This window comes from Geotalea uraniireducens, from assembly GCF_027943965.1.
GTDB lineage: Bacteria > Desulfobacterota > Desulfuromonadia > Geobacterales > Geobacteraceae > Geobacter > Geobacter uraniireducens.
This window is the reverse complement of sequence record NZ_AP027151.1, coordinates 1,607,712-1,632,925: the sequence shown is the minus strand read 5'-3', so window position 1 is coordinate 1,632,925 and position 25,214 is coordinate 1,607,712. Positions and strand designations below refer to the sequence as shown.

The window sequence follows — 25,214 nt, the reverse complement described above, 5'->3', positions numbered from 1 at the left end:
GCAGAGGCTGCGGAATTGCGGCGGTTCCGGATTGCCGGCGTAGCACCGGCAACGTCGGTTACGGTAACTTTAGCAATTCCCTTGCCACCGCGATGATTCGCCCAGCCTGGATCGGCTTGGTAATATAGTCGTTAGCGCCGAGGGCGATGGCCCGGTCACGGTCCTCCGCTGCCCCTTCAGTGGTGATGATGACGATTGGAATCTGGCAGTGAGCCGGATCGTTGCGGACCAGGCTCACCAGTTTGAGGCCGTCCATGATCGGCATGTTGATATCGGTAAAGATGAGGTCGACCTGCTCGGCCGCCAGCTTTTTCAAGCCGTCGACGCCGTCCGACGCCTCAATGACAGTCAGACCGGGGAGTCGCCGCAAGGCAAACGCAATCAACTGGCGCATGGTCGGTGAATCTTCAACTATCAGGATTTTTCGGTTCGCCATCGTACATGCCCCCCGGAAGAAAAGTGGCTCACTTGGTGAGAAGATTGATGAACCCCTGCATCGTTGAGAGTTTTCGTTCGGACTGGGCGTAAAGTCTGGCACTGAAAATCGCCGTCGCCGCATGTCCGGCCAGCAGGGTGAAGAGCTCGTAGTCGACCTGGACGAATGAAGTTTTCTGGACCAGCAGTTTGTAAATCACGATCACCCCGATAACATGATCCTTGATTTTCAAGGGGATGCAGACCATCGGATGCAGGGGATCGTGGGCATAGCTCGCTGGATCTTCGGCAAAATAGTTGTCACCGGTACTGGCAATGGAGCCGATGAGCCCCTCGCCGAGCCGGACCGCCGGCAGTTCCGCCAGTGCCACCCCTTCTGCAGCAACGGTGCTCAGCACCTCGGTCTTCTCGTCGAGCAGCATGACGGCGAATTCTTCGGCGCCGATCAGATTGATGATGATCTCGGTGATGATCTGGAGCACTTCCCGGTAATCGAGGGTCGAGTGGAGCTGGTAGCTGGCAATGTACAGGTTTGCCAGATTGTTGTTCTCCTCTTCGATTTCGACGTAACGGGCGGCAAAATCGTTATTCTCAGCCTCGATCTGCCTGATCCGGCCCAGGATTTCATCCTTTTCCCGTTCGAGCTCCTCGACTCGTTTCTGGAGCGTGCGGTTCTCGTCAGCCAGACTGACAGAGCTGCCGCCACCCCGTGCCGCTTCCTCCAGCTGGAAAACCCGGTAGCGGAGTCGTTCGTTTTCCTTCAGCAAATCCTGGGTAAACTCCGCCCCCTTTTTGAAAACCTGCAGGAATTCGTCGGCCCTCGTTGAAAGGACCTTCTCTTCTTCGCTCGACATGACATACTCCTGTTATGGATACCGGCATCCACGACCGAATGCCGGCTCAGGGACTCAAGCCTCGGCCGAACCGCCGCAACGCAGATGGATTTCCCGCCCCATTTGGTCGAGCGGGACCACCTTGTCCACCACCCCCGTAGCGATCGCTTCCTTCGGCATCCCGAAAACCACCGCCGTCGCTTCAGCCTCGGCAAGGACCTGACCGCCGGCCGCTTTGACGGCACGAACCCCTTTGCTGCCGTCGTTCCCCATTCCGGTCAGCACCACCCCCAGCGTCTGCGGGCCGAACACCTCGGCGCAGGAAACCAGCATGACGTCGACGGACGGGATGTAACGGTCCTCCTTGGCGGGTTTCACCACCCGCGCCACCACCTGGTCGCCGGAGCGCTCACAGACCAGGTTGTAGCCGCCGGGGGCAATCAGCACCCGACCGGGCTTGACCGGGTCGCCATCCACCGCCTCCTTGACATCGAAGGGAGAGAGCCGGTTGAGCCGTTCGGCAAAGGTCTTGGTAAAGCCAGCCGGCATGTGCTGTGAAATAACCACACTGAACGACAACGGCGGGGTGAACGAGGTGAGGATATTCTGCAGCGCTGGCGGGCCGCCGGTCGATGCACCGATTGCCACGATCGCGACCTGCTCCTGCACGCGCCGGGCCGGAACGGCCGGCCGCTTCCTGCCCTCGGGGACCGCCGGCGGCGAAACGACTTTCCGCTCCCGGCGAATGATCCCCGCCATGTTCAGATGGATAACCGAGCGGACCTTCTGCTGCAGATCATCGCGGATGGTCAGCAGTTCCTCGGAGATTCCCTGGGAAGGTTTGGCCACGAAATCGACCGCCCCCAGTTCCAACGCCTTGAAGACCTTTTCGTCATCGCTGTTGGCGCTGATGACGATTACCGGGGTCGGGCTGTACCCCATGACGATCCGGAGCAGGGTAAAGCCGTCCATACGGGGCATTTCCAGATCGAGGGTGACCAGGTCCGGCCGGAGGTCGATGATCTTCCTGATCCCTTCTTCGCCGTCGGCGGCATAGCCCACCACCTCGACTTCGGGCATCCCTTCGAGCATTTTGGTGATCGCCCGGCGGTTGAAGGCCGAGTCGTCGATTACTACCACCCTGATCTTCTTTTTCATGATCGACCTCCCACCGCGCCCGCCAGCGGTTTCTGGTAGACCATGTCGTTCTTCAGATGCTTCAGGGTAAATGCCGTGGAAATATTCATCAGCGATTCGGAATGGCCGAGCAGCAGGTAACCGCCATCCTTGAGCGTCCGGTAAAAGGACTCGATGACGGTCTTCCGGGCAAGCTGGTCGAAGTAGATGATCACGTTGCGGCAGAAGATCAGGTCCATCCTGCCGAGCAGGGCGATCCGGCTGCAGTCGAGCAGGTTGAGATGACTGATGGTCACCAGCTCCCGCACCTTGTCCCCCACCCGGTACATGCCGTCCTGTTCGGTGAAGTAACGTCTGATGTACGAATCGTCGGTAACCCGGAACGACGACTTGCCGTACAATCCCTTGCGGGCCTGCTGGATAACCCGCTGGCTGATATCGGTACCGACGATTTCGACGTTCCAGCCGCTGAATCCGCCCATGTCGAGCAGCAGCATGGCAATGGTATACGGCTCCTCGCCGCTGGAACAGCCGGCGCTCCAGATCCGCAGCGTCCGATCGCCAGCCTTCAGCTTGGCCTCGCGGATTTCCGGAATGATTTCGTCGGTAAACGCCCTCAGCTGGAAGGATTCCCGGAAGAAGTACGTTTCGTTGGTTGTCAGGATGTCCATGATATCCGACAGTTCCTGATCCTTCTTCCGGTTGTATTTGAGAAAATGGTAATAGTCCCGGAACCCGGACAACTGGTGGAGCAGCACCCGCTTGGCCAGCCGCTTCTCCAGAAGATAGGTGGAATCCGGTTCGAAAAAGAGGCCACAGTGACTGTAGATCAGATCCCTGATCAGGCGGAACTCTTCTTCGGACATTGGAATTTCCGGCTCGAAGCTCAGCATTGCCGCCACCTGCCGAGGAGGTCGCGCAACTGGCCGCGCACCAGGTCGTCTTCTTCTGCATCGAGAGCCGCCAACAGCTGCGGCACCGCCGCTTCGCCAAGAAGCTGGGCCAGCGCCCGGGCAAAGGTGATCCGCACATCCCAATGAGGATGACGCAACAACCGCTCGCCGGATTCGGCCAGCCATTCGGTGCCATCATTGGCGAGGATGCCAATGGCCGCCTTGACGACCTCTTCGTCGGGGTTGTCCAGAGCCCTCCGGACCAGCGCCAGCGCGCGCGGCCCCTTGATACAGGAAAGCGTTTCGAGCGCGGCGATCAGCACCACCCCTTCGAACGAAGAAAGCCGCTGCTCGATCGCATCCAAAGCGTTCTCGCTGCCGAGCTTGCCAAGGCTTCTGAGGATGGCGCACTGCACCCAGGGGTCCTCATCTTCCAGCGCGACGAACAACGGCGCCAGTACCTCTGCGTTGCCTGATTCGCCGAGCCCCGTCGCCGCGGCAATCCGCACCTCGGCATCTTCGTCAACCAGCGCCATCACCAGGCTGCCCAGGCTTTCCCGGCGCCCGGCTTCCGCCAGGGCGACAACGGCGCTCCGGCGCACCAGCGAATCCTCATCCTTGGCCAGCAGCGCCAATCGCTCCACATCAGCCAGCGCTGCGTAGAGGAGGACCGCGTCCCGCCGGCGCTCCGGTGCCGCTGCGCCGGCCAGGGACTGGGCGATCGGCCTGACAGCATTGCTTTCGGCCGGTGCCAGCCGGACCAGAGCACCAATACATCCATCGCGGACGTCGCTATCGCTATCCGCCAGCAACGCCTCGATATTCCCGAGCAGGGAGGTCAGGCCGATCTTGCCGACCGCAACCGCGGCCGCCCGGCGCAATGCCGGCTGGCCAGCCGTCATTGCCTCTTCGATGAACGTTTCCCCCGCCGCATAACCGAGTTCGCCCCAGACATGAAGGATCAGGGTCCGTTCCTCGTCATCGGCTTCGGGGTACGCCGCCGCCAGGGCCGCAAGCCCGGTCACGCCCAAGTCTCTCAGGCCGTCGAGACAGAGTCGCCGCAACCGTTCATTGCGCACGCCCTGCACGAGGGGAACGGCAGCGCGCGTATCGCCGATCAGGCCAAGAATACGGACCACCGCCTCGACAGTCGTCTGCTCGGCGGCATCGAGCGACGCGAGCAGTCCGTTGATGCCGGCCGTCCCCCGCAAGGTCGCCAGCTGGCGATCGAGCGTCGTGAGCGCGGCCGGATCGTCCAGCCGGTCGCGTAACCGCATCAGGGCCACGGCAGCAGCTTCCCGCACCGTCCGTACCCGATCGGTCAGCCCGCTGACCAACAGGCCTGCAGCCTCGACCGTACCGACTGCCCCGAGGCAGTCGAAGACCGGCCGCTTAAGCAGATTTTCCGCCGCCAGCGGCGCCAGCACCGCGTAAGGTACCGGCACGCCAAGCCGGGCAAGGGCGCCGAGCACCGAATAGCGAAACCAGACGTCGGGGGCAGCGAGGGCAGCCACCAACGGAGAAACGGCGCGCGGGTCGCCAAGTTTGCCGAGGTTTTCCGCCGCTGCCGCGGAGACATTGGCATCCGGATCGGCGAGCGCGGCGATCAATGCGGGAAGACACGTCCGGTCGCCGATGGTGCCAAGGATGTCGATAACAAACTTGCGGACATCATGATCCCGGTCCGTGATGGTGTGAAGCAATGACGTCGTAGCCTGTTCGCCCAACCGTTCCAGCGCCTCGACAGCCGAATTCCGCAGTCCGGCATTGTCCGGCGCCGCCAGCAGGGAGACAATGGCGTCGATCGTCGCTTCATCGGGGGACATGCCGACCAGGACATTCACCGCCTCTTTTCGCACCCGCCAGCTGCTGTCGCCCATCGCGGCAAAAAGCGGGGCCCTTGCCACTTCGACAGGATAGCCGGCAAGCCCGATTACAGCGCGCCGCCGCTCTTCCTCCTCCGGGGCCTCCAGCAGGCTGACGAGGGTCTTCAGTTCATCCACCAACACTCTCTCCTTGGGCTAACACTCCCGGCCGGACTACCTGCCGCGCTCCGGGGCCTTCCGCAGCACCTTTTCTGGGCACCCCAACCCCTCCGGGCCCATCCGCAGAACTGACTTTTCTTACCGCCGTTGATCGGCTCTGATCCGCTCGACGACCTCCGCCACGGCATCATCGAAATACGACGTGCCGCTCCGGACCGACTCCGTCACCCGCTGCTCGTACAAGGCCCGCCCCTCGGCAAGCTGTTCGGCAAGGAGGTTGGAAAACATCCCCGTGCGCACCCCTTCTTCGACCAGCGGCTGGTTATACAACACGATGTCCGAAACGATCGACCGCGCCAGTCTGCCGGCTTTGTCCCGCTCGCTCGCCGGCCCGGCGGGAAAATCGGGCCGATCCTCGTCGTGACGCAATTCCCGGCATAAAAGCGGGGCGGCGGCAGCTTCCGCCACCTCGCCGGTCACCAGCGCCGAAGCTGCCGGCAACCCGGCCACAACGGTGTCATCCGCCCCGTCGGCACGGGTCATCGCCAGCAGACGATAGATCCGGAGCGCCAACTCGTCGGGAATATGATGTTTCTCAATGTAGTCGTCGGCACCGTAGAGCGATACCGGCGCCCTTTTGTACTTGGTCTTGTCAAAAATGGAAGCGATCAGGATGATCTTGACGTCGGCGCCCCCGGGAATCCGCCTGACCGCTTCGCAGATTTCGAAGCCGAACATTCCCGGCAGCGCCACATCCAAGATCGCCACATCGGGAGATGTGTCGAGGATCGCGGCATAGGCGGCGGGGCCATCGCTGACGAACGAGACGGCGAACGGTTCGGCGGCCAGCGCTTCAGCGACGGTCGAGCGGGAGGTGGCACTATCATGGGCCACCAGCACCCGTAGCGGCCGGGGCGGCACCACCGCGACGGCCCCCTGTGGCAGTACGGACCCGGTCGGCACGCCACGAACCCTGAAGATGGTCCGGCAGGTGCCGCAGCGGAGCTTGATCCCCGCCGCACCGATCCGCCGCTCGTCAAGCCGGTATCGGGCGCTGCATACGGGACAACCGGCCAGCATCGTCCCCTCAGCGTGGCAGCGGGGCTTCCGCCCGGCGGGAGATCCCGGCAAGGGCGGACGTTTCCCGGCTGGTCAGAATCCGGTCAAGGTTCAGAAGCATGATCAGGGTATCTTTCACCAGACAAACCCCGATCAGGTATTCGGAGCCGATTCCTTCAACCACCTGGGGTGCCGGCTTGATATCCTGGATCTGGACGGTCACCACCTCGGTGACATCATCGACCATCAGCCCCACCAGTTGCCGGGCAACCGCCACCACCAACAGCCGGGCCTCCTCGACGGTGCAGGCCTCAGCGAGGTCGAAGCGCTTGCGTAGGTCGACGACAGGAATGACCGCCCCCCGGAGATTGATCACCCCCTCCATGAACACGGGAGCCTTGGGAAGTCTGGTCAGCCGCTGTGGGCGGATGATTTCCTTGATCCGCATGATATCGGCGGCAAACAGCGCCTCACCGATCCGGAAACAGGCCAGCTGAATTTCCTGAATATCCGTCTCCATCGCCATCCTTTTACTGCGAACTGAGTCTCGCGGGCCGCGAGCCCGGAGCTACCGCACGACAGGCTACGAGGTAAGAAGCCTCTGAATTATCTCCATGATCTTGGCAGACTTGAACGGCTTGGTGATATAAGCGGCCGCCCCGATTGCCATCCCTCGTTCCCGATCCTGACTGCTTTTCTTGGCTGTCAGCATGATGACGGGAATATGCTGGCTCTCCGGGTTTTCCTTGATCCGCCGGCAGACTTCGAAACCATCCATGCCAGGCAACATGATATCGAGAATGATCAGGTCGGGGCGAAACCGCGTAATCTCCTCCAGCGCCGTGATGCCATCCGCCACGCCGCCGACGTTATATCCCCGCGACGACAGGAGGATGCTTTCCAGCTTCAACAGGCTCTCTTCGTCTTCGACGATCAGGATCTTCTTTTTTTCCATGCTACGCACCTTTCGCGGACGAGTTAGATGAGGGCGGCATCAAGAACTTTATCGAGATGGAGCAGGATGATGATCGATCCGTCGTGACGGCCTATGCCGCTGACGAACTCACGGTCGATGCCATCGAGGACCGCGGGAGGATTTTCCACCGTATCCGCGGCAATTCTGACCACCTGGGTGATTTCATCAACCAGCAGGCCGCAGAGCCCATCGCCCCGCTTGACGACGATGATCCGTTCTTTCCCTTTGCTCTCGGCAGAGGGCAGGCCCAGCCGCTCACGCAGGATGAAGATCGGGATAATGAGCCCGCGCAGCGACAGTACCCCGGCGATGAACGACGGCGCCCGGGGAACATCGGTGGTCTCCCGGGGCTTGATGATCTCCTTGAGCTCCATGATGTCGATGCCGTAGAGTTCGTCAGCCACGCGAAAACAGAGGATCTCCAGGGCGGTCGCCGTTTCCTGGGCCTGCTCGACATCGTCTGCCGGCAATTCATCTTCGACGAGCGCGGCGCGACGGCCGGCAAGGATCAAGGCCAGCGGATCGCTGACCGCCGGCAGCGACGGAGGTGAAGCTACCGGATAGCGAAGCGGCTCGGCGGAAAAGAGTTCCTCGTAGATCTCTCCTTCGCTTTCCACCGCGGCGAGCGGCGGAGCGGCCGCAGACGGCGACGGCGGGGCTACCGTTCCCCCCTCGCCCTGGTTCCGCTCACGCTGCGCCTTCTTCCTGATTTCGGCAATATCCATCATACCCGTTCGCCCTGTCCCGAAAGTAGTATATCAGTAGAGACTGGCCTCGTCACGCAAGGTCTCCACCAGCGAGGCGTCAATCCAGGCGGCATCCTTGCCGAAACCGACAAGCAGCGCATTGGTGGCCAGGATGTTGATCTTTCGCGGCACCCCGCCCGAAAGCTCGAAGATCCGCTGTACCGCGTCCGGAGAGAAGAGTCCCGGCGGGCCGCCGGCAACCTCCAGGCGGAAATCGATATATTCGAGCGTCTCCTCCAGGGTCAGAGGCTGGAGGTGATAGTGGAGGGCGATCCGTTGCCGCAGGGGCTCATGGGCCGCATCGGCAAGAATCTGGCGCAGTTCCGGCTGTCCCATGATCACCACGCTCATCAGGTTCTGATCGTCGAGCTGATAATTGGTCAGCAAGCGGATTTCGTCGAAAATCTCGCGGTCCGGAATCAGCTGTGCCTCGTCGATAACGATCACCGGGCAACGCCGTTCGCCATGGAGCGCATAAATCGCCTCCACCAGCTGCTTCAACAACTCATCCTTGGCCGCCGCCGGATTGTCGACGCCAAGGCTGCGGGCAATCACCCGCAGGAATTCCAACGCCGTCAGCCGGGGGTTGAAAACGAAGCAGAAGCGGCACGACTCGCCCATCGCATCCATCAGGGCGCGGGAAATGGTTGTTTTGCCGCAACCGATGTCGCCGGTCAGCAGTGCCAGCTCCCGTTCCTCAACGGCGTACTGCAGCCGCGCCAGCGCCTCCCGATGCCCCCGCGACAGGAAGAGATAGCGGGGATCGGGCGTCTTCGAAAACGGCTTTTCCCTGAGGCCGTAAAATTCCCGATACATCTACACCCCGCTCCGAAACGCCTCGCCGATGATCCCGCCCACGTCGAGCACCAGAATGGTCCGCTGGTCGCCCAGGTCAGCGGCGCCGGAGATGCCCCGGTAACCTTTGAACAGCTCGCCCAGCGACTTGATGACGATATCCTGCTGGCCGATCAGATCGTCGACTACCAGCCCGAGCCGTTTCTCCGCCACGCCGACGACAACGACGTAGAAGTTTTCCGACAGCTCGCCGCGCCGGTCGATATCGAAAAACCGTTCCAGCCTGACGAGCGGCAGGGTCGTTTCGCGCAACTGGAAGACCTCTTTCCGTTCGACCGTCAGGATATCCTGTTCTTCGGCGATGATCGTCTCCAGCACCGAGGTGATCGGAATGGCGTATGTCCGACCGGCGGTACTGACGAGCAGCGCCTTGATGATCGCCAGGGTGATCGGCAGGGTGATGATGATCCGACTCCCCTTGCCGAATTCGCTCTCGATGTCGACCATCCCCGAAACGGCAGCGATGTTGTTCTTGACCACGTCCATCCCGACGCCCCGCCCCGACAGTTCGCTCACCTTGTCGGCAGTGGAAAAGCCGGGCAGGAAGATAAAATCGAGGGCATCTTTGTCGGACACCCCTTCCAGGGTCCTGATCAGTCCTTTTTCCAGGGCCTTCTTCTTGACCTTCTCGATATTGAATCCCCGGCCATCATCGGCCACCTCGATGACGACGTGATTCCCCTTCTGGTAGGAGGAAAGGCGGATCGTCCCCCGCTCCGGCTTACCGGCGGCCACCCGCTCGTCGGTGGGCTCCAGCCCGTGATCGATGGCATTGCGAATGATATGGACCATCGGGTCGGAGATGTCCTCGATGATCAGCTTGTCCAGCTCCGTATCGGCGCCGAACATTTTCAGGTCGACCTTTTTCCCCTGCTCGCGCGACACCTTGCGGACAATCCGGGCCATCTTCTCAAACAGCTGGCCGACCGGGATCATCCGGATTTCCATGACCCCCTTCTGCAGTTCGGTCAGCTTCCGCTCCAGTCCCTTGGCGGCTTTTCCCAGCTCGATGGCCAGCGAGGAAAACCCTTCGAGCCGCATCCGGGTCGCCAGCGCCGAGATGGTCGAATGGGAAAGCACCAGTTCGCCGACGATGTTCATCAGGTCGTCCAGCTTGCCGATATCAACGCGGACGGTCTGGCTCATGCTCTTGGCGGAGAGCTGATCATCTCCTCCGACGACCGCCGGCGCCCCTGCCGCAGCCACGGCCGGCACGGCTGACGGCGAGGGCGCGACTTCGCCAGCAGCGGGCTCGGGAAGCGGCGCACCAAACTGGTGCACGTCGATGCTCTCCCGGTCGAGCAGGGCGACAACTCCGCTCTGGTCAAGGTCGGTGCCGTAGAGGATATCGAAGTCGATGGAGGATTCGGGGGTGGCGCTGGCGCTTGGCAGGGTGCTGACGACTTCGCCGGCCGTTTTGAGGAGATCGGTGATCTCCCCCAGATCCTGGTCGAAGGACATCAGGTTGAATGAGGCATGGATGGAGTAGATGGTGCGCCGCTTTTTAACATTCTCGATGAGGCGGTGCTCTTCATATTCCGTCAGGGAGTTGATAACCTTGTCGGGGAGGCCGATTTTCTGCAGCGGCGAGACGGCATCGACGGGGGTGGCTGATGCGCAGGCGTTCAAGCGGGCCGCCGCATCAGCAATCGGCTGGGAAAAATCCTCGTTGCTGCCGAGGCCCCGGACAACTGTCGCCAGCAACTCCATCGCATCGAACAACACGTTCATTGTCTCGCCGGTCAGTGCAACCTTGCCGAGACGGAGGGCATCGAGGAGATTCTCCTGATTGTGGGCAAGCCCCTGAATGTCGGTAAAGCCGAACATGCCGGCAAGCCCCTTCAGGGAATGGGCTCCCCGGAAGATGGCATTGAGCAGATCGGGATCGCATTCGCCACTGTCAGCGCAGTCGCTCAGCGTCACCATGTCCGCGTTAAGCCGATCGACGATCTCTTCCGCTTCTGCCAGGAAGTCTTCTACAGCTCTGCCGGACGCATCGTGTGAGTTGGTCATGGGACTCTCTGTTAGTGGAAAGTCGGCGTCACTTCAATGAACTCCCGCGATCAGGGGAGATACTTGACGATCAGTTCCTGCAACTGGCGCGGGTCAAACGGCTTTACCACATACTCATTCGCCCCAAGGGCCAGCCCCTTGTCCCGATCACGCTGGCTCCCCTCGGTACTGACGATAAAGATGGGAATATGCCGGTAAATATCGCTCTGCCGCACAAAGCTGACCAGTTCGAGCCCGTTGATGTCGGGCATGTTGATATCGGTAATGATCAGATCCAGCGCTTCCCGGGGGAGCAGCCGCAGCGCCTCGAAACCACTGGCCGCCTCGATGGCCTGGAAACCGCCGAGCGACTCGACGGTTTCAACCAGCAGCGAACGCATGGTGGCTGAATCTTCGGCAACGAGGATTTTCTTCACAATCCCTCTCGACTGTTTTCTTGCAGTTTGCGCGCCAACAAGGCCTTTTCCATGGCGATGCCGGCCTGGGAGAGAAAAATCTCCAACGACTCGGTATTACAGATGGGCTTCAGCTCCGGCAAATTGTCGCCGTACAACACGGCAACCACCCGCCCCTCGCTGACGATCGGACCGAGGAACACCTCGTCGGGCAGCCCATCGCCCAGCTTGTCGAACAGGTAACGGTTCCAGAAAATCTGTTCCGGCCGGATCACTGCCGGATGACCGGCTTCGAGCACTTCGGCGAATACGGAATCGGCATCGCGCGGGATTCGCAACTGCCGTACCTGCTCATCCGCCGAACCTTCGCGGTCGGCAATGCCGAACTGCCCCAGGCCGACGATCTCGTCGCGCTTGACCACGAAGATAACCGCCCGGTTGACAAATTCGGCGGCGAAACGAAGGACCAGCAGCGTAATGCCGCCACCGAGCCCCGGATCGTTGAGTTCGCTGAGCATGCTGCGCAAGAGTGAAATCCCGGTGCTCGGCTCAACCCGTTCCGACATCACGGCGAAATCCTCGCCCAGTTCCAGGCGCAGTTCGTCGGCCAGATTGACGACGTCACTGGGACAGGGCACCGCCTTGCCGGCCATCAATGTGGCAAGATTGTCGAGAAATAGCGGTGCAAATGCCGCCAATTCCTGATAATCGGCCAATTGGGCGCGCCGCGGCTTCAGAATGAAGGGATACCCCATCTGGCCGATTCGGCGCTCGGCCTCCAGATTGTGGTAGTCGGAAACGACCAGCACTCGCAGGGTGGGGAAATTGCTCCGGAGCAATTCCAGCAGTTCCATACCGCCAAGGATGCCGGTGCCGTCCATCCGCGGCATGATCAGGTCGACCACCACCAGCGGCTGTTCGCCCTGGCGATGGAGGCTGTCCACCTGGATCAGGGTATCTTCGCTCCGCGCAAAGGGAAATACCCGGAAACCGTTCCGGTTCAACAACACGGTCAGCTCCCGCAGGGTATCTTCGTCATCATCCACAAGCACCAGCGGGACATCGGCCTCCGGCAGGACAGCCCGGGCGGGTGGCGACATTTGCAGCAGGTCGAAGGCCTCGTCTACGTCCGGCTCGTGCCGACCGGCTTCCGGCTGCCCGCTCCCGGGCGGAACAGGCGAGGGTTGGGCGTCGAAGTGCCGCTGCTCGTCGACGATCCGCGACCCCTCAATGGCCAGGAACTGCGGATTGAGCCCCTGGCTGAGCATGAACTGCATTGGGTCGAGACGAATGGCGTCGACCGCCTCTAGATTTTCCTGGAGTTCGAAGTCGAAGGTCCCTTCCGCCCAGGCAAACAGCGAATAAACGACGCTTTCGATCTGCTCCCGGACCACCTCTTCGACGATTTCCGCCGGAACGTCATGGTGATTGCAGAGAATCGAGCCGAGCCGCTCCCGGAACCCTTCCCGGTCCTGGTAGGCAAGGGCGCTCCGCAAGGTGGCAAGATCGATCGCTCCCTTGCGGATCAGCGCTTCGCCAAGGTTGTCCTGATGAGTGCTCGAAGTTGCCTGGATCACCTGGCCGAGGCGAAAAACGATCGTCCCCTGCCGACCCCGGCTATGGAGGCGGAGAATTCCTGATTTGCGACTCAGGCTGACGATCTGAAGGATCTCTCCGAGACCCAGGTCTTCCAGATTACCGACAAGACTCATGTGCCCACACGGTAAAAAGCCGGAAAACGGCAGCTAAAGCGGCGCTCATCATAAACTATCGACCCATGCAAGTAAAGTGTTTTACGGCGCTTTCCGCTCTCGTCCCCGGAAGATGAGCCGGAGGGGGGTGCCGGAAAAATCGAAGGCTTCCCGGAGTTTGTTGAGCAGGTACCGTTCATAGGAAAAATGAATCCCCTCCGGCCGGTTGGTGAAGGCAACGAATGTTGGCGGTCTGGTCCCCACCTGGGTCGCATAGTAGAATTTCACCCGCTTCCCTTGCGAGAGCGGCGGATGATGGCTGGTCACCGCCTCAGAGAAGACCCGGTTGAGGTCGGCGGTCGAGACTCGTTTTGCATACTGGGCCATCACCTTGTCGACCTCTTCGACCACCTTGTTGATCCGCTGGCCGGTCAGCGCCGATACAAACAGTATCGGCGCAAACGGCAGATACTTGAATTCGGTCCGGATCTGGTCGACGAATTTGCCGATCGTCGAATTATCCTTGGTCAGCGCGTCCCACTTGTTGACGACGAAGATACAGGCCCGGCCCGCTTCGTACGCATAGCCGGCAATCCGCTCGTCCTGCTCGGTGACCCCATCCTCGGCGCTGATGACGATCAGCACCACGTCGGACCGCTCGATGCTGCGCAGTGAGTCGACGACGCTGTATTTCTCCAGCTTCTGGGTGGTCTTCCCCTTCCGGCGGATGCCGGCGGTATCGATCAGCAGGTACCGCTTCTTGTTGCAGGTAAAGTAGGTATCGATCGCATCGCGGGTGGTGCCGGGAGTGGGATTGGCCACCACCCGTTCGTAGCCGAGCAACCGGTTGACCAGCGACGACTTGCCGACGTTCGGCCGGCCGACCACCGCGATCCTGGTCACATCCTCCTCGGCAGCTCCCTTTTTCCCCTCGGGAAGCGCCGCCACCACCTCGTCCATCAGGTCGTTGACCCCGCGGTTGTGCTCGGCGGAGATCGTGGCAATGTTGTCCACGCCGAGCGTATAAAACTCGGCCGATTCAACCTCCAGCTTCTCGCCGTCGACCTTGTTGACGACGAAAAAGACCGGTTTATCGACCCGGCGGAGCATCTCCACCACCTCCACATCGGAAGGAGTCAGGCCGGCGCGGCCATCCATCAGAAAGATGATAACGTCCGCTTCTTCCATGGCGAGCTGTGACTGTTCCCGCATCTGCTGGAGCAGCCGGTCTTCGCTGGCCGGCTCGAAGCCCCCAGTGTCGATCAGGATGAACGGCCGGCCGAAGCGGGTCACCGTCTCGTAATTACGGTCGCGGGTCACCCCCGGCAGATCGTCGACGATCGCCTTGCGCCGGCCGACCAGCCGGTTGAATAACGTCGACTTGCCGACATTGGGACGGCCGACGATTGCTACTATCGGAATCATGAACTCTCCTCGAAATTGATACGGCGGACAGGTTGCCGTTCCGGCACCGGCCGCACGCTTACAGGTAACCGAAATCTTTCAGCAGTTTCGGATCCTCACTCCAATCCTTGCGGACCCGGACAAACAGCTCAAGGAACACCTTGCTGTTCAGGAACCGTTCCAGTTCCCGCCGCGCCTCCGTCCCGATCCGCTTCAGCATCGTCCCCTGGCGGCCGATGATGATCCCCTTCTGGGAATCCCGTTCCACGGTAATCGTCGCGGAAATCGAGATAAGGCTGCCGTCCTCCCGTTCTTTGAAGCTGTCCACCTCTACGGCAGTCGAGAACGGAATCTCGTCGCGGGTCAACCGGAAGACCTTCTCGCGGATGATTTCCGCGGCAATGAAACGCTCCGGCACATCGGTGATGATATCGTCGGGGAAATAGACCGGCCCTTCCGGCAGCGCCGCCCGCACCAGTTCCACCAGCATTTCCACCCCCTCCCCCCGTTCGGCGCACACGGGAACGATCTCCCGGAAGGGATAAAGCTCGCGGTAGGCGGCAATCCGGTCGAGAATGGCCGTCTTGTCGACCAGGTCGATCTTGTTCATCACCAGCATCACCGGTACCCGGGCACCGGTAAGGAGCCCGACGAGCTCCCGCTCCTGCTCGCCCGGCGGCCGCTGCGCCTCCACCAGCAGCAGGATCAGATCCACCTCCGTGATAGCGGCAAGCGCCTGGTCAACCATCGACTTGTTAAGCCGCGACTTCGCCCGATGGATCCCCGGCGTGTCGATAAAGATCAGCTGGGCGTCGGGCAGATTATGGATTCCCTGGATCCGGTTGCGGGTGGTCTGCGGCTTGTCCGAGGTGATAACGATCTTTTCACCGAGAATGCTGTTGAGCAACGTCGATTTACCGACGTTCGGCCGACCGATCAGCGCCACGAAACCGGAACGGAAAGGGGAAGCGGACACGAAAAACCTCCTCGGGTAATACGGTTAAAACAACGCGCCGGCGAGATGCCCGCCGGGATGGACGACTGCCAGGCCATGGGGGGGAAGCGAATTGTTGGCGGTGACCCGTGTCACCGCAATCCCCCGCCGAACCCTGAGCCGGTCGAGATTGCCCCGCTTCTGGCCGACCACGTCGGAAACCCGGCCGGGGGGGCAGTTTACGGCCACCGCGGTACCGGAAACCAGGCCGCCGGTCAAGCGCTCAAGGAGCGCGTACCAGAGTTCGCCTTCCACCACCTGTCGGAAAGCGGGATGCCAGGGTCCGGCCAGCACCCTTCCCGGCGTGGCGAGTTCCGCCGTCGCCTGCAGGCCGAGCCGGATCACCGGCACCCCCCGTTTCCGGCATTCGAGGAGCATGGCGGCGCAGAGCGCCACGGCTTCGTCGAGCGAGAGCGGGATATAGCTCCCCTCCCGGTAACGCTCCGCCAGCCGGGTTCCGGCAAGAACCAGCGTGGGATAGATGCGGAGCATCGCCGGCGCCAGCGCCAGCACCCGCTGTAGCGAGTCGAGCGCCAAGTCGGCCGAATCGCCGGGCAGCCCCGGCATCAGCTGGGCGCCGACAGCGATGCCCCCGGCACGCAGCAGGGTGAAGGCCCGCGCTACATCCGCCGCCGTGTGACCGCGGCCGGCAGCCGCCAGGACCCGATCGTCCATTGACTGGATTCCCAGCTCGACAACCGTAACCCCCATCCCGCCGAGCAACGCGACCGTTTCGGGGTCAAGGGCGTCGGGACGGGTCGATACCCGGATCGCCCCCACCGTGCCGGCGGCCCGCAACGGCTGCAGTGGCGCCAGGAGACGTTCCTGTTCCTCACGGGGAAGACTGGTAAAGGTACCGCCGAAAAAGGCGATCTCGAGCGGCAGGGCGGCACTGCGCGCATACCGTTCTATCCGGGCCAGCAGCTCGCCGGAAGCCGGCAGTTCGCCACCAGAACCGGCAATGGCGCGCTGGTCGCAGAAGATGCAGCGCTGGGGGCAGCCCTGATGGGCAATAAAAAACGGAACGATCGGCGATCTCATTCGGCAGCGGTCCGCCGCGAGGTCGCCAGCAGCTCAAGCCCGGCCCGGGCTGCGGCCTGCTCGGCTTCTTTCTTGCTCCTTCCCTGCCCCTCGCCAACCGGCTCGTTCCCGACAAAAGCCTTGACCGTAAAGCGGCGCTCGTGGGGAGGGCCGTCGGTGGCCGTCAGGATGTAAACCGGCGGTGCGCCGTACAATGTCTGCACATACTCCTGGAATTCGGTTTTGAAATCGCGGCCGGCTACGCCGGAGGCGACATCGGCCAGACGGGGTCCGAACGCCTCCCGAACCAGCCGTTCGACCGGTTCCAGACCGCCATCGAGATAGACGGCAGCCAAGAGCGCCTCGTACGCGTTGGCCAAGAGCGATTTTCGCTCCCGGCCGCCACTCCGCTCCTCTCCCCGGCCAAGCCGGAGAAAGCGTCCCAAACCGATCGTCGCGGCGAGTTCGGCCAACAGCTCTTCACCGACCAGCGCCGCCTTCATCCGGGCCAACACCCCCTCGCGCCGGCCGGGATAGCGGTCGAGCAGAAGCTTGCCGACACAGAAGCCGAGTACCGCGTCACCGAAAAATTCGAGCCGCTCGTTGTCTGCGACCCCCTGGCCCCGCGCCTCGTTGGCAAACGAGCGATGGGTCAACGCCTCGTCCAGCAGCGGGCGATTGGCAAAGCGATAACCGATCACCGCTTCCAGCCCGGCCGAATTGTCCGCCGCGGAACTATCCGCCTCTTTCTTACCGGTTTCATTCATGACTGGACAGTATAACCTGAATTCGTTGTTTTTATCAATAGATATGCCGCTTGCCGGGGATTTTTGTCTTGATTAATAAGGGGGTATTCCCTATAATTCAGCTTTTACAAAGCGAAAGGCACTTCCTGGCGCATGGGCTTTTTCATAACGTTCGAGGGGATTGAGGGGTGCGGCAAGACGACCCAGCTCCGCCGGGTCGCAACCGCCCTTGAAAAGCAGGGCTTTCCGGTCGTGGTAACCCGCGAACCGGGCGGCTGCCCGATCGCCGATGCGATCAGGGGCATCCTGCTCGACGCGGCGAACGGCGCCATGGTGCCGACGACGGAACTGCTTCTCTATGCCGCCGCCCGGGCGCAGCATGTCGCCGAAGTAATCGCTCCGGCCCTCGCGGCCGGCAAGATCGTGCTCTGCGACCGGTTCACCGATTCGACCATTGCTTACCAGGGATACGGCCGCAACCTCGACCGGCAGATGATCCAACAGCTGAACGCGCTGGCAGTCGACACGCTCAAGCCGAACCTGACCCTGCTTCTCGACTGCCCGGTCAAGATCGGTCTCGGGCGGGCGATGCAGCGTATCGCCATGCTGGAACAGAATAAAGAGGAACGCTTCGAACAGGAATCGCTGCTGTTCCATGAACGGGTCCGGGACGGCTTTCTTGCGCTGGCAGTCGCCGAGCCGGAACGCTTTGTCGTCCTCGACGGCAGCCGCACCGTCGAGGAAACCGAAACCGTCGTTACGGAAGCCATCGCCGCCCGGCTTCCGCGGAGCTGACCATGCCATTCGCCCGGATTCTCGGCCAACAGGTTCCGATCGATGTCCTGCGCCGCGCTCTCCGCTCCGGCAAGACAGCCCATGCCTACCTCTTCGAAGGAGTCGAGGGCTGCGGCAAGAAAAGTACCGCCCTGGCCTTTATCGAAGCGCTGTTCTGCGGTACGGACGACGGCTGTGGCAGCTGTCCATCCTGTCGCAAGATGGGGAACCGCCAACACCCCGATCTCCACCTGGTGGAACCCGATGGGGCATTCATCAAGATCGACCAGATCAGGGAGCTCCAGCGGGAAATGAACCTGCGCCCAGTGGAGGCGCCGGTCAAGGCCTGTATCATCGACGACGCCGACCGGCTCAACCCGGCAGCGGCCAATGCCCTGCTCAAGACCCTGGAGGAGCCGCCGGGAAACGCACTCATGATTCTATTGACCACCAATCCGGCTCGGGTCCTGCCGACCGTCCGCTCCCGCTGCCAGCTTCTCCGTTTCGCCCCCCTCCCCGCCCCCCTCATCGAGGAGCAGCTCCGCGCGGAAGGGGTCGAGCCGGACGCTGCCCGGTTGGCGGCTTCGCTGGCCGGCGGCAGCCTTTCCCGGGCGCGGGAACGAGAGGGCGATGAAACCGACGTCTCCCAGCGCCGGGTACTGCTCGAACGGCTGCGCGCCCTGTCGCTCAACGACATCACCCCCCTCTTCGCCGCGGCGGAAGAGCTGGCCGGGGACCGGGAGCAGGCGATCAATCAACTGGAACTGCTGGTGACGCTGTTTCGCGATATCCTGCTCTGCCAGGCGGGAAGCGACGCCATCGTCAACCGCGACCTGAGCGAGATTTTGCACGAAGAAGCGGGACGCCTGCCGCAAAACGCCATCATGGAACGAATCGCCTGGGTGAGCGAGGCCCAACTCGCGCTGCAGCGCAACGCCAATCCCCGCCTGACGATGGACCGGCTCCTGATGCGCCTGGCCGCCTAACCGGGCGGCAGAAGCCGCTCCGGATTGCCGGCGCGGATCATACCACACGAACACGGGATCATTCCCGGGAGGATAGTTTGGTCAAAATAGTCAAAGTTCAGTTTCACATCGCGGGAAAACTTTACGACTTCGGCGCCGGCGACCTCGAATTGAAGCCGGGCGACCGGGTGATCGTCGAAACCGAACGTGGCAGAAGCCTTGCCACAGTGGTGACGCCCCCCCGCGAATTCGAGAATGAACACGCCCCGGAAGGGCTGAAGACCATCCAGCGGAAAGCGGATGCGGCCGACCTCGAATCGGCGGCCCGCAACGCCACCAGAGAGCGTGATGCTTTCGAATTCTGCCTGCGCAAGATCAGCGAACGGAACATGGAGATGAAGCTGGTCAAGGTGGAATACCTGTTCGATGGGAGCAAGGCGATTTTCTACTTCACCGCCGACGGGCGGATCGACTTCCGCGAACTGGTCAAGGACCTGGCCCACCAGTTCCACACCCGGATCGAAATGCGCCAGATCGGTGTGCGCGACGAATCGAAGATGATCGGCGGCATCGGCATCTGCGGCCGGGAACTCTGCTGTTCGTCCTTCCTGCGCGACTTCGAACCGGTATCGGTGAAGATGGCCAAGGAACAGAACCTGGCCCTGAATCCGACCAAGATCTCCGGCCAGTGCGGCAGGCTGCTCTGCTGTCTCGGTTATGAATTCGAGACCTACTGCTCACTGAAAAAATGCCTCCCCAAGTGCGGTAAGCGGGTTCGCTGCGGCGCCGTCGAGGGAGAGGTCGTTAAGTTGAACATCCTGGAGGGGACGGTCGCCATCCGCACCGACGATGATCGGGAAATGATCCTGAAAGGCGCGGACATCAAACCCGACCAGATTTTCGACCGCCCCAAGCAACCGCGCAAGGATGGCGGCAAAGAGAAGGAACCGAAGGCTTCACCGGACGGGGAGGCTACCGAAAAAGGCGGCGACGAGCAACAGCGGAACGGGCACCAGCATCGCGACCGGCGCAGGGATAAACAGAAAAAGGAGAAGAAATGAGCCGCACGTTCTATGTCACGACTCCGATTTACTACGTCAATGACGTACCGCACATTGGCCACGCCTATACTACCCTCGCCGCCGATGTTCTGGCCCGCTACAAGCGGCTCAAGGGGTATGACGTCTTCTTCCTTACCGGGACCGACGAACACGGGCAGAAGGTCGAGAAAGCCGCCAATGCGGCCGGAGAAACGCCGCTCGAACTGGCCGACCGGGTGGTGAAACGCTTCCAGGCGCTCTGGGAGAAGCTCGACATTTCCTATTCGGACTTTATCCGCACCACCCAGGAACGGCACAAGAAAGGGGTTTCCCACCTCTTCAAGAAGGTGATGGACAAGGGGGACATCTACCTGGGCGAGTACGAAGACTGGTACTGCACCCCCTGCGAGACGTTCTGGACCGAAACGCAGCTGATCGACGGCAAGTGCCCCGACTGCAACCGGCCGGTCGAAAAACTCAAAGAAGAATCCTATTTTTTCCGGATGAGCAAATACCAGGAGCAGTTGCTCGCCCACATCGAGGCAAACCCGGACTTCATCCAGCCGAAATCGCGGCGCAACGAAATCATCTCCTTCGTCAAGGAAGGGCTGCGCGACCTGTCGGTATCCCGCACCTCCTTCAACTGGGGAATCCCGGTGCCGGGGAACGACCGGCACGTCATCTACGTCTGGTTCGATGCCCTCACCAACTACATCACCGCCCTCGGCTACCCGGAAGAGGGGGGCAACTTCGGAAAATTCTGGCCGGTTGACGTCCACTTGATCGGCAAGGACATCCTCCGCTTCCATGCGGTCTTCTGGCCGACCTTCCTGATGGCCGCCGGTCTGCCGGTGCCGAAGCGGGTCTTCGCCCACGGCTGGTGGACCGTCGAAGGGCAGAAGATGAGCAAGAGCCTGCAGAACGTGGTCGAGCCGAACATGCTGGTGGACAAGTACGGTATCGACGCCGTCCGTTACTTTCTGCTCCGCGAGGTGCCGTTCGGCCTCGACGGCGATTTCTCCCATGCGGCGCTGGTGCACCGGATCAATTCGGACCTGGCCAACGATCTGGGGAATCTGCTCAACCGCTCCACCGCCATGGTCAACAAGTACTTTGGCGGCACGCTGCCGGCGCCCGGCCCGTTTACGGAGGTCGATACGGCATTCCGGGCCAAAGCAGAGGCGATGATCGAACAGCTCGACACCTGCATCAACGAGCTGGCCTTCAGCAAGGGCCTGCAGGCGATCTGGGAAGTCATTTCCGCCGGCAACAAGTACATCGACGAGACGGCCCCCTGGGCCCTCGCCAAAGACCCCGCACAGCAGGAACGCCTCGGCACCGTCATGTACACGCTGCTTGAGGCCCAACGGCTCGTCTACCTGCTGCTGACCGCGTTCATGCCCAATTCGGCAGCCAAGGGGCTCCGTTACCTGAACTGGGTTGAGCCCCCCAAGGCGGATGACCTGACCTGGGGTCGGCTGGCGCCGGGGACGACGATTATCAAAGCCGAGCCCCTCTTCCCGCGAATCGAAGAAAAAACCGAAGCCTGACCTTCATCAAAATGCAACGGGGGGCGTCGCGCCCCCCGATTACCCCATCCTTTTCGTCAGCCGCCGGCTCCCGGCCGCAATTCACCCGAGGCAAACAGAAAGAAGAACCGAAACAGGCAATACTTGTAGAACTCGCTGAACAGCAGCCGGAAACTGCCACCGTGGCTCCACCATTCCTCTTTCAGGTTCTTGCTGTCCACCGGATGGGGATAGATGGCAACGTCCTTCGGCAATACCTGCCGGAAGATCAACGTCGCCCGCTTCATGTGGTAGCGGGAGGTGATCAGCCGCAGTGAACGGATATCCTTACCCGCCAAGAGCTCCCGCCCGTACAACGCGTTCTCCAGGGTATTCGTCGAGACGTTTTCCAGGAAAACCCGGCCGGCAAGATGTTCGCCCGGCTGTTCGTGGAACAGTTCCCCCTTTTTCACCACCGGGTCGACCCCGATCAGGAACAGGTAGTCGCCCTTTCGCTCTCGGAACAGTTTCACCCCCTCCTCGACACGTCCCCGCCCCCCCGCCAGGACGACGATGGCATCGGTATGGACGTCACGCTGGCGCAGCGAGAAGGTCTTGTAGACGAAGTCGACGAAGAGCACCGTGGTAATAATCGCCAGAACGATCAACAGGGAGAGCAGTCCCCGAAAGAAGAGTGCCATTATGCCACCTTAGCGAAACATTTCACTTGCAATAATTCTACAGCTCTGCTATAAAAAAACGCTTCAGATACTTTAGAGAGGGAGTTGAACCATGTCCAAGGTCTGTGAAATCTGCGGCAAAGGGCCCAGTTTCGGTAACAACGTCAGCCACGCCAACAATAAAACCCGCACCACGTGGCACCCCAACCTCCAGAAAGTCAAGGCGGTGCGTAACGGCAGCGTCAAGAGCATCCGGGTTTGTACCCGCTGCATCCGCTCGGGCCACGTCACCAAGGCCCTGTAATCACATACGGTCACGCCCCGGCCCGCAACGGCCGGGGGCGAATGAGAAGCCGCAGCGCTCACGCGTTGCGGCTTTTTGTCGTTGCACCGCAGCCGCTTGATCGCCGGATCAGTTAGTTACCGCAGGCAGCCACCACCTCAATCTCGACCTGCGCCCCCTTGGGCAGCCCCCGCACCTCGACCGTGGAGCGCGCCGGAGGAGCGGCGGCAAAGCGGCTGCCATACACTTCGTTGACCACCGCAAAATGGGCTAGGTCGGTCAGGTAGATGGTCGTTTTAACCACCGCGGCAAAGTCGAGGCCGGCCGCAGCGAGCACTGCGGCAATGTTGTCCATCACCCGCGATGCCTGCAACGCAATATCACCGGTAATCAGTTCGCCTGTTGCCGGGTCGAGAGGAATCTGCCCGGACAGGAACAGGAACCCGCCCGCCTTGACCGCCTGAGAATACGGGCCAATCGCCTGCGGCGCTGCCGACGTCGCGATAATTTTCTTCATCTTCCCCTCCGCAAAGCCGTTATTGCGAGCATCGACCCGCCACGTGGCGACGGCAGGCACGGCACTCGCTCAGCTCTTGAGCCGCTCGACCTTGGTAACGCCGACGACCTTCATGATATTGTTCATCACCCGATTGAGGTGATCCAGGTCGGTGACATCGACCTCAAAAATATTCACCCCCCGCTTGTCGACGGTACTCTGGATCGACGCACTGGAGATGTTCGCCTCGCAGAAGGTGATCGCCTGGGTAATATTGGCCAGGATACCTTTCTGGTCATGGCAGGAGACACGGATTTTGACCGGCAGGGCCACCCGGCGCTCACGGTTCCAATCGACGGCGATGCGCCGTTCGGGATCGTTTTCCAGTGCCACCGGGCAGTCAGCCGTATGAACCGTCACTCCCCGACCGCGGGTGATGAAGCCGACCACGTCGTCACCGGGTACCGGGTTGCAGCACTTGCCAAAGCGGACCAGCACATCATCGATGCCGCCGATCTGGATGGCGGCGGTCGATGCCCTCCCGGTCAGCTTGCCGATAACCTTGCCAATCCGGGACTCCTGGGGTTCGGGACGATTTTCGAGTTTTTCCGGCGGCAACAGCTTGCCGAGCAACTGACCGCTGGAGAGTTTGCCATAGCCGACCGCCGCCATCAGATCGTCTTCGCCGACGAAACCGAAATCGCCGGCAACCCGTTTCAGTTCACCCGATTTCTGTAGTTTGGAAAGACTGAGCGAATAGCGCCGGAACTCCTTCTCGACAATCTCCCGGCCGAGAGAGATACTCCGTTTCCGCTCTTCGGTCTTGACCCAGGCGCGAATCTTGTTGCGCGCCCGCGAACTCTTGACAATCTTTAGCCAGTCCTTGCTCGGCGTATGGTGAGGAGAAGTGACCACCTCGACGATATCGCCATTCTTCAGCTCGTGCTTGAGCGGGACCAGCTTGCCGTTGACCTTGGCGCCGACGCAGCGGTGGCCGATGTCGGTATGCACGCTGTAGGCAAAGTCGATCGGCGTCGAGCCTTTGGGAAAACTCTTCACGTCGCCCTTGGGGGTAAAGACGTAGACCTCTTCCGGGAACAGCTCGACCTTCACCGTGTTCATGAATTCGCGGGAGTCTTGCAGCTCCTGCTGCCATTCCAAGAGTTGCCGCAACCAGGCGAAGCGCTTGACCTCCTTCTCGTCGTACCCTTTGCCCTCCTTGTACTTCCAGTGGGCGGCGATCCCCGCCTCTGCCACGCGGTGCATCTCCCCGGTACGGATCTGTACCTCCATCCGCTCGCCTGCCGGGCCGATCACCGTAGTATGGAGCGACTGATACATGTTCCCCTTCGGCATGGCGATATAGTCCTTGAACCGTCCGGGAATCGGCTTCCAGGTCGAATGGATGATCCCGAGCACTTCGTAGCACTCCCGGATATCTTCCACCATCACCCGGATGGCAATCAGGTCATATATCTGGTCGATATCGACGTTGCGGTTCTGCATTTTCCGCCAGATCGAATAGAGATGCTTGCTGCGCCCGTACACCTCGCCCTTGAGGTCATGATCGGCGAGTTTGTCGACGATGATCTGCCGGACATCTTCGACGTAGCTCTCCCGCTCCTTTTTCTTCTTGGCGACCTTGGAGGCCAGATCGTAATAAATTTGCGGGTCGAGGTAGCGGAAGGAAAGGTCTTCCAGTTCGCTCTTGATCCAGGAAATCCCGAGCCGGTTGGCCAGCGGGGCGTAGATATCGAGGGTTTCCCGGCTGATGGAACGCTGCTTCGGCTCGGGCTGGTACTGCAGGGTGCGCATATTGTGCAGTCGGTCGGCGAGTTTGACCAGGATGACCCGGATATCGTTGGACATCGCGAGGAGCATCTTGCGGAAGTTCTCCGCCTGACTCTCTTCCTTGGTCTTGAAGTGGATCTTGCTGATCTTGGTGACACCGTCCACCAGGTTGGCAACCTCGACCCCGAACATCGTTTCAAGCTCTTCGCGGGTCGTCAGGGTATCTTCGATGGTGTCGTGGAGCAGGCCGGTCACCACCGTTGGGACATCGAGCCTCAGATCGGCCAGGAGCCCCGCCACTTCCATGGGGTGGATAAGATAAGGCTCGCCGGAGAGCCGGGTCTGCCCTTGGTGAACTTTGGCGCAGTAAACGTAGGCCTTGCGCACCAGGTCGAAATCGGCGGCGGGGTTGTACGACGCAACCTTGTCAAGTATGTCGTTGAGCCTGATCATGGAGAATTGTCCGGGGAGCGTGGCGATCCGCAGCGTTGGGAC

General features: G+C 61.3%; 25 protein-coding genes. 5 read left to right on the top strand and 20 right to left on the bottom strand.

What is annotated here, in order from left to right; all coding sequences use genetic code 11:
• Window positions 1-58: 58 nt before the first annotated feature.
• The 17 genes from QMN23_RS07670 to rnc all read right to left on the bottom strand — a co-directional run bounded on the left by QMN23_RS07670 (window position 59) and on the right by rnc (window position 17,203).
• A complete protein-coding gene (locus QMN23_RS07670; protein WP_282003138.1) occupies window positions 59-436 on the bottom strand; it encodes a response regulator in 378 nt (125 codons plus the stop codon).
• 28 nt (window positions 437-464) lie between these two features.
• The gene (locus tag QMN23_RS07665; RefSeq protein ID WP_282003136.1) at window positions 465-1,289 is read right to left on the bottom strand and encodes a GAF domain-containing protein; all 825 of its coding nucleotides are present in this window, start codon (window positions 1,287-1,289) and stop codon (window positions 465-467) included.
• A gap of 54 nt (window positions 1,290-1,343) precedes the next feature.
• Window positions 1,344-2,426 carry a protein-glutamate methylesterase/protein-glutamine glutaminase gene (locus QMN23_RS07660; RefSeq protein WP_282003134.1) on the bottom strand — a complete coding sequence of 361 codons (1,083 nt, stop codon included), beginning with the start codon at window positions 2,424-2,426 and terminating at the stop codon, window positions 1,344-1,346.
• On the bottom strand, window positions 2,423-3,298 hold the full coding sequence (locus QMN23_RS07655; RefSeq protein ID WP_282003132.1) for a CheR family methyltransferase: 876 nt from the start codon (window positions 3,296-3,298) through the stop codon (window positions 2,423-2,425). Before QMN23_RS07655 ends, QMN23_RS07660 begins: the two co-directional genes overlap by 4 nt.
• A complete protein-coding gene (locus QMN23_RS07650) occupies window positions 3,292-5,301 on the bottom strand; it encodes a HEAT repeat domain-containing protein (RefSeq protein WP_282003130.1) in 2,010 nt (669 codons plus the stop codon). The genes QMN23_RS07655 and QMN23_RS07650 overlap by 7 nt, the downstream gene beginning before the upstream one ends.
• A 120-nt stretch (window positions 5,302-5,421) precedes the next feature.
• Window positions 5,422-6,414: a response regulator gene (locus QMN23_RS07645; protein WP_282003129.1), complete on the bottom strand. Its 993-nt coding sequence runs from the start codon at window positions 6,412-6,414 to the stop codon at window positions 5,422-5,424.
• Complete coding sequence (locus tag QMN23_RS07640; protein ID WP_282003128.1) at window positions 6,371-6,862, bottom strand: chemotaxis protein CheW; 492 nt, start codon at window positions 6,860-6,862, stop codon at window positions 6,371-6,373. The genes QMN23_RS07645 and QMN23_RS07640 overlap by 44 nt, the downstream gene beginning before the upstream one ends.
• Before the next feature lie 63 nt (window positions 6,863-6,925).
• Window positions 6,926-7,297, bottom strand: coding sequence for a response regulator transcription factor (locus tag QMN23_RS07635; RefSeq protein ID WP_282003126.1), 372 nt, complete (start codon window positions 7,295-7,297; stop codon window positions 6,926-6,928).
• Between the two features lie 23 nt (window positions 7,298-7,320).
• Window positions 7,321-8,046, bottom strand: a complete 726-nt coding sequence (locus tag QMN23_RS07630) for a chemotaxis protein CheW (protein ID WP_282003124.1) — start codon at window positions 8,044-8,046, stop codon at window positions 7,321-7,323.
• Window positions 8,047-8,076: 30 nt separating this feature from the next.
• Window positions 8,077-8,880, bottom strand: a complete 804-nt coding sequence (locus QMN23_RS07625; protein ID WP_282003123.1) for an ExeA family protein — start codon at window positions 8,878-8,880, stop codon at window positions 8,077-8,079.
• Complete coding sequence (locus QMN23_RS07620; protein WP_282003121.1) at window positions 8,881-10,932, bottom strand: chemotaxis protein CheA; 2,052 nt, start codon at window positions 10,930-10,932, stop codon at window positions 8,881-8,883.
• Between the two features lie 50 nt (window positions 10,933-10,982).
• Complete coding sequence (locus QMN23_RS07615; protein WP_282003119.1) at window positions 10,983-11,348, bottom strand: response regulator; 366 nt, start codon at window positions 11,346-11,348, stop codon at window positions 10,983-10,985.
• Window positions 11,345-13,039 (bottom strand): response regulator, encoded by a 1,695-nt coding sequence (locus QMN23_RS07610; protein WP_282003118.1) that lies wholly within the window; start codon window positions 13,037-13,039, stop codon window positions 11,345-11,347. Before QMN23_RS07610 ends, QMN23_RS07615 begins: the two co-directional genes overlap by 4 nt.
• 81 nt (window positions 13,040-13,120) lie before the next feature.
• A complete protein-coding gene (gene der, locus QMN23_RS07605; protein WP_282003116.1) occupies window positions 13,121-14,443 on the bottom strand; it encodes a ribosome biogenesis GTPase Der in 1,323 nt (440 codons plus the stop codon).
• Window positions 14,444-14,501: 58 nt separating this feature from the next.
• Window positions 14,502-15,398: a GTPase Era gene (era, locus tag QMN23_RS07600; protein WP_282003114.1), complete on the bottom strand. Its 897-nt coding sequence runs from the start codon at window positions 15,396-15,398 to the stop codon at window positions 14,502-14,504.
• A gap of 24 nt (window positions 15,399-15,422) precedes the next feature.
• Window positions 15,423-16,457: an elongator complex protein 3 gene (locus QMN23_RS07595; RefSeq protein WP_282003112.1), complete on the bottom strand. Its 1,035-nt coding sequence runs from the start codon at window positions 16,455-16,457 to the stop codon at window positions 15,423-15,425.
• Window positions 16,454-17,203, bottom strand: coding sequence for a ribonuclease III (gene rnc / locus QMN23_RS07590; protein WP_282003110.1), 750 nt, complete (start codon window positions 17,201-17,203; stop codon window positions 16,454-16,456). The genes QMN23_RS07595 and rnc overlap by 4 nt, the downstream gene beginning before the upstream one ends.
• Window positions 17,204-17,335: 132 nt before the next feature.
• On the opposite strand from rnc, the gene tmk reads away from it, so the two are divergent.
• The 4 genes from tmk (at window position 17,336) to metG (ending at window position 21,511) form a co-directional block, all read left to right on the top strand.
• Window positions 17,336-17,977, top strand: a complete 642-nt coding sequence (gene tmk / locus QMN23_RS07585) for a dTMP kinase (protein ID WP_282003108.1) — start codon at window positions 17,336-17,338, stop codon at window positions 17,975-17,977.
• 2 nt (window positions 17,978-17,979) lie between these two features.
• A complete protein-coding gene (holB, locus tag QMN23_RS07580; RefSeq protein ID WP_282003106.1) occupies window positions 17,980-18,942 on the top strand; it encodes a DNA polymerase III subunit delta' in 963 nt (320 codons plus the stop codon).
• A 77-nt stretch (window positions 18,943-19,019) separates the two neighbouring features.
• Window positions 19,020-19,982, top strand: coding sequence for a PSP1 domain-containing protein (locus QMN23_RS07575; RefSeq protein ID WP_282003104.1), 963 nt, complete (start codon window positions 19,020-19,022; stop codon window positions 19,980-19,982).
• Window positions 19,979-21,511 (top strand): methionine--tRNA ligase, encoded by a 1,533-nt coding sequence (metG, locus tag QMN23_RS07570; protein WP_282003102.1) that lies wholly within the window; start codon window positions 19,979-19,981, stop codon window positions 21,509-21,511. The genes QMN23_RS07575 and metG overlap by 4 nt, the downstream gene beginning before the upstream one ends.
• Window positions 21,512-21,567: 56 nt before the next feature.
• On the opposite strand, the gene QMN23_RS07565 is transcribed toward metG, so the two are convergent.
• Entirely contained in the window at window positions 21,568-22,170 is a 603-nt protein-coding gene (locus QMN23_RS07565) for a YdcF family protein (protein ID WP_282003100.1), read from the bottom strand.
• A gap of 91 nt (window positions 22,171-22,261) precedes the next feature.
• Here QMN23_RS07565 and rpmB point away from each other — a divergent pair, with 91 nt between their 5' ends.
• Window positions 22,262-22,453, top strand: coding sequence for a 50S ribosomal protein L28 (gene rpmB, locus QMN23_RS07560; RefSeq protein WP_282003098.1), 192 nt, complete (start codon window positions 22,262-22,264; stop codon window positions 22,451-22,453).
• Between the two features lie 112 nt (window positions 22,454-22,565).
• Here rpmB and QMN23_RS07555 read toward each other — a convergent pair whose 3' ends face one another.
• Window positions 22,566-22,949, bottom strand: a complete 384-nt coding sequence (locus QMN23_RS07555; RefSeq protein ID WP_282003096.1) for a RidA family protein — start codon at window positions 22,947-22,949, stop codon at window positions 22,566-22,568.
• A gap of 69 nt (window positions 22,950-23,018) precedes the next feature.
• On the bottom strand, window positions 23,019-25,172 hold the full coding sequence (locus QMN23_RS07550) for a RelA/SpoT family protein (RefSeq protein ID WP_282003095.1): 2,154 nt from the start codon (window positions 25,170-25,172) through the stop codon (window positions 23,019-23,021).
• Between the last annotated feature and the right edge of the window lie 42 nt (window positions 25,173-25,214).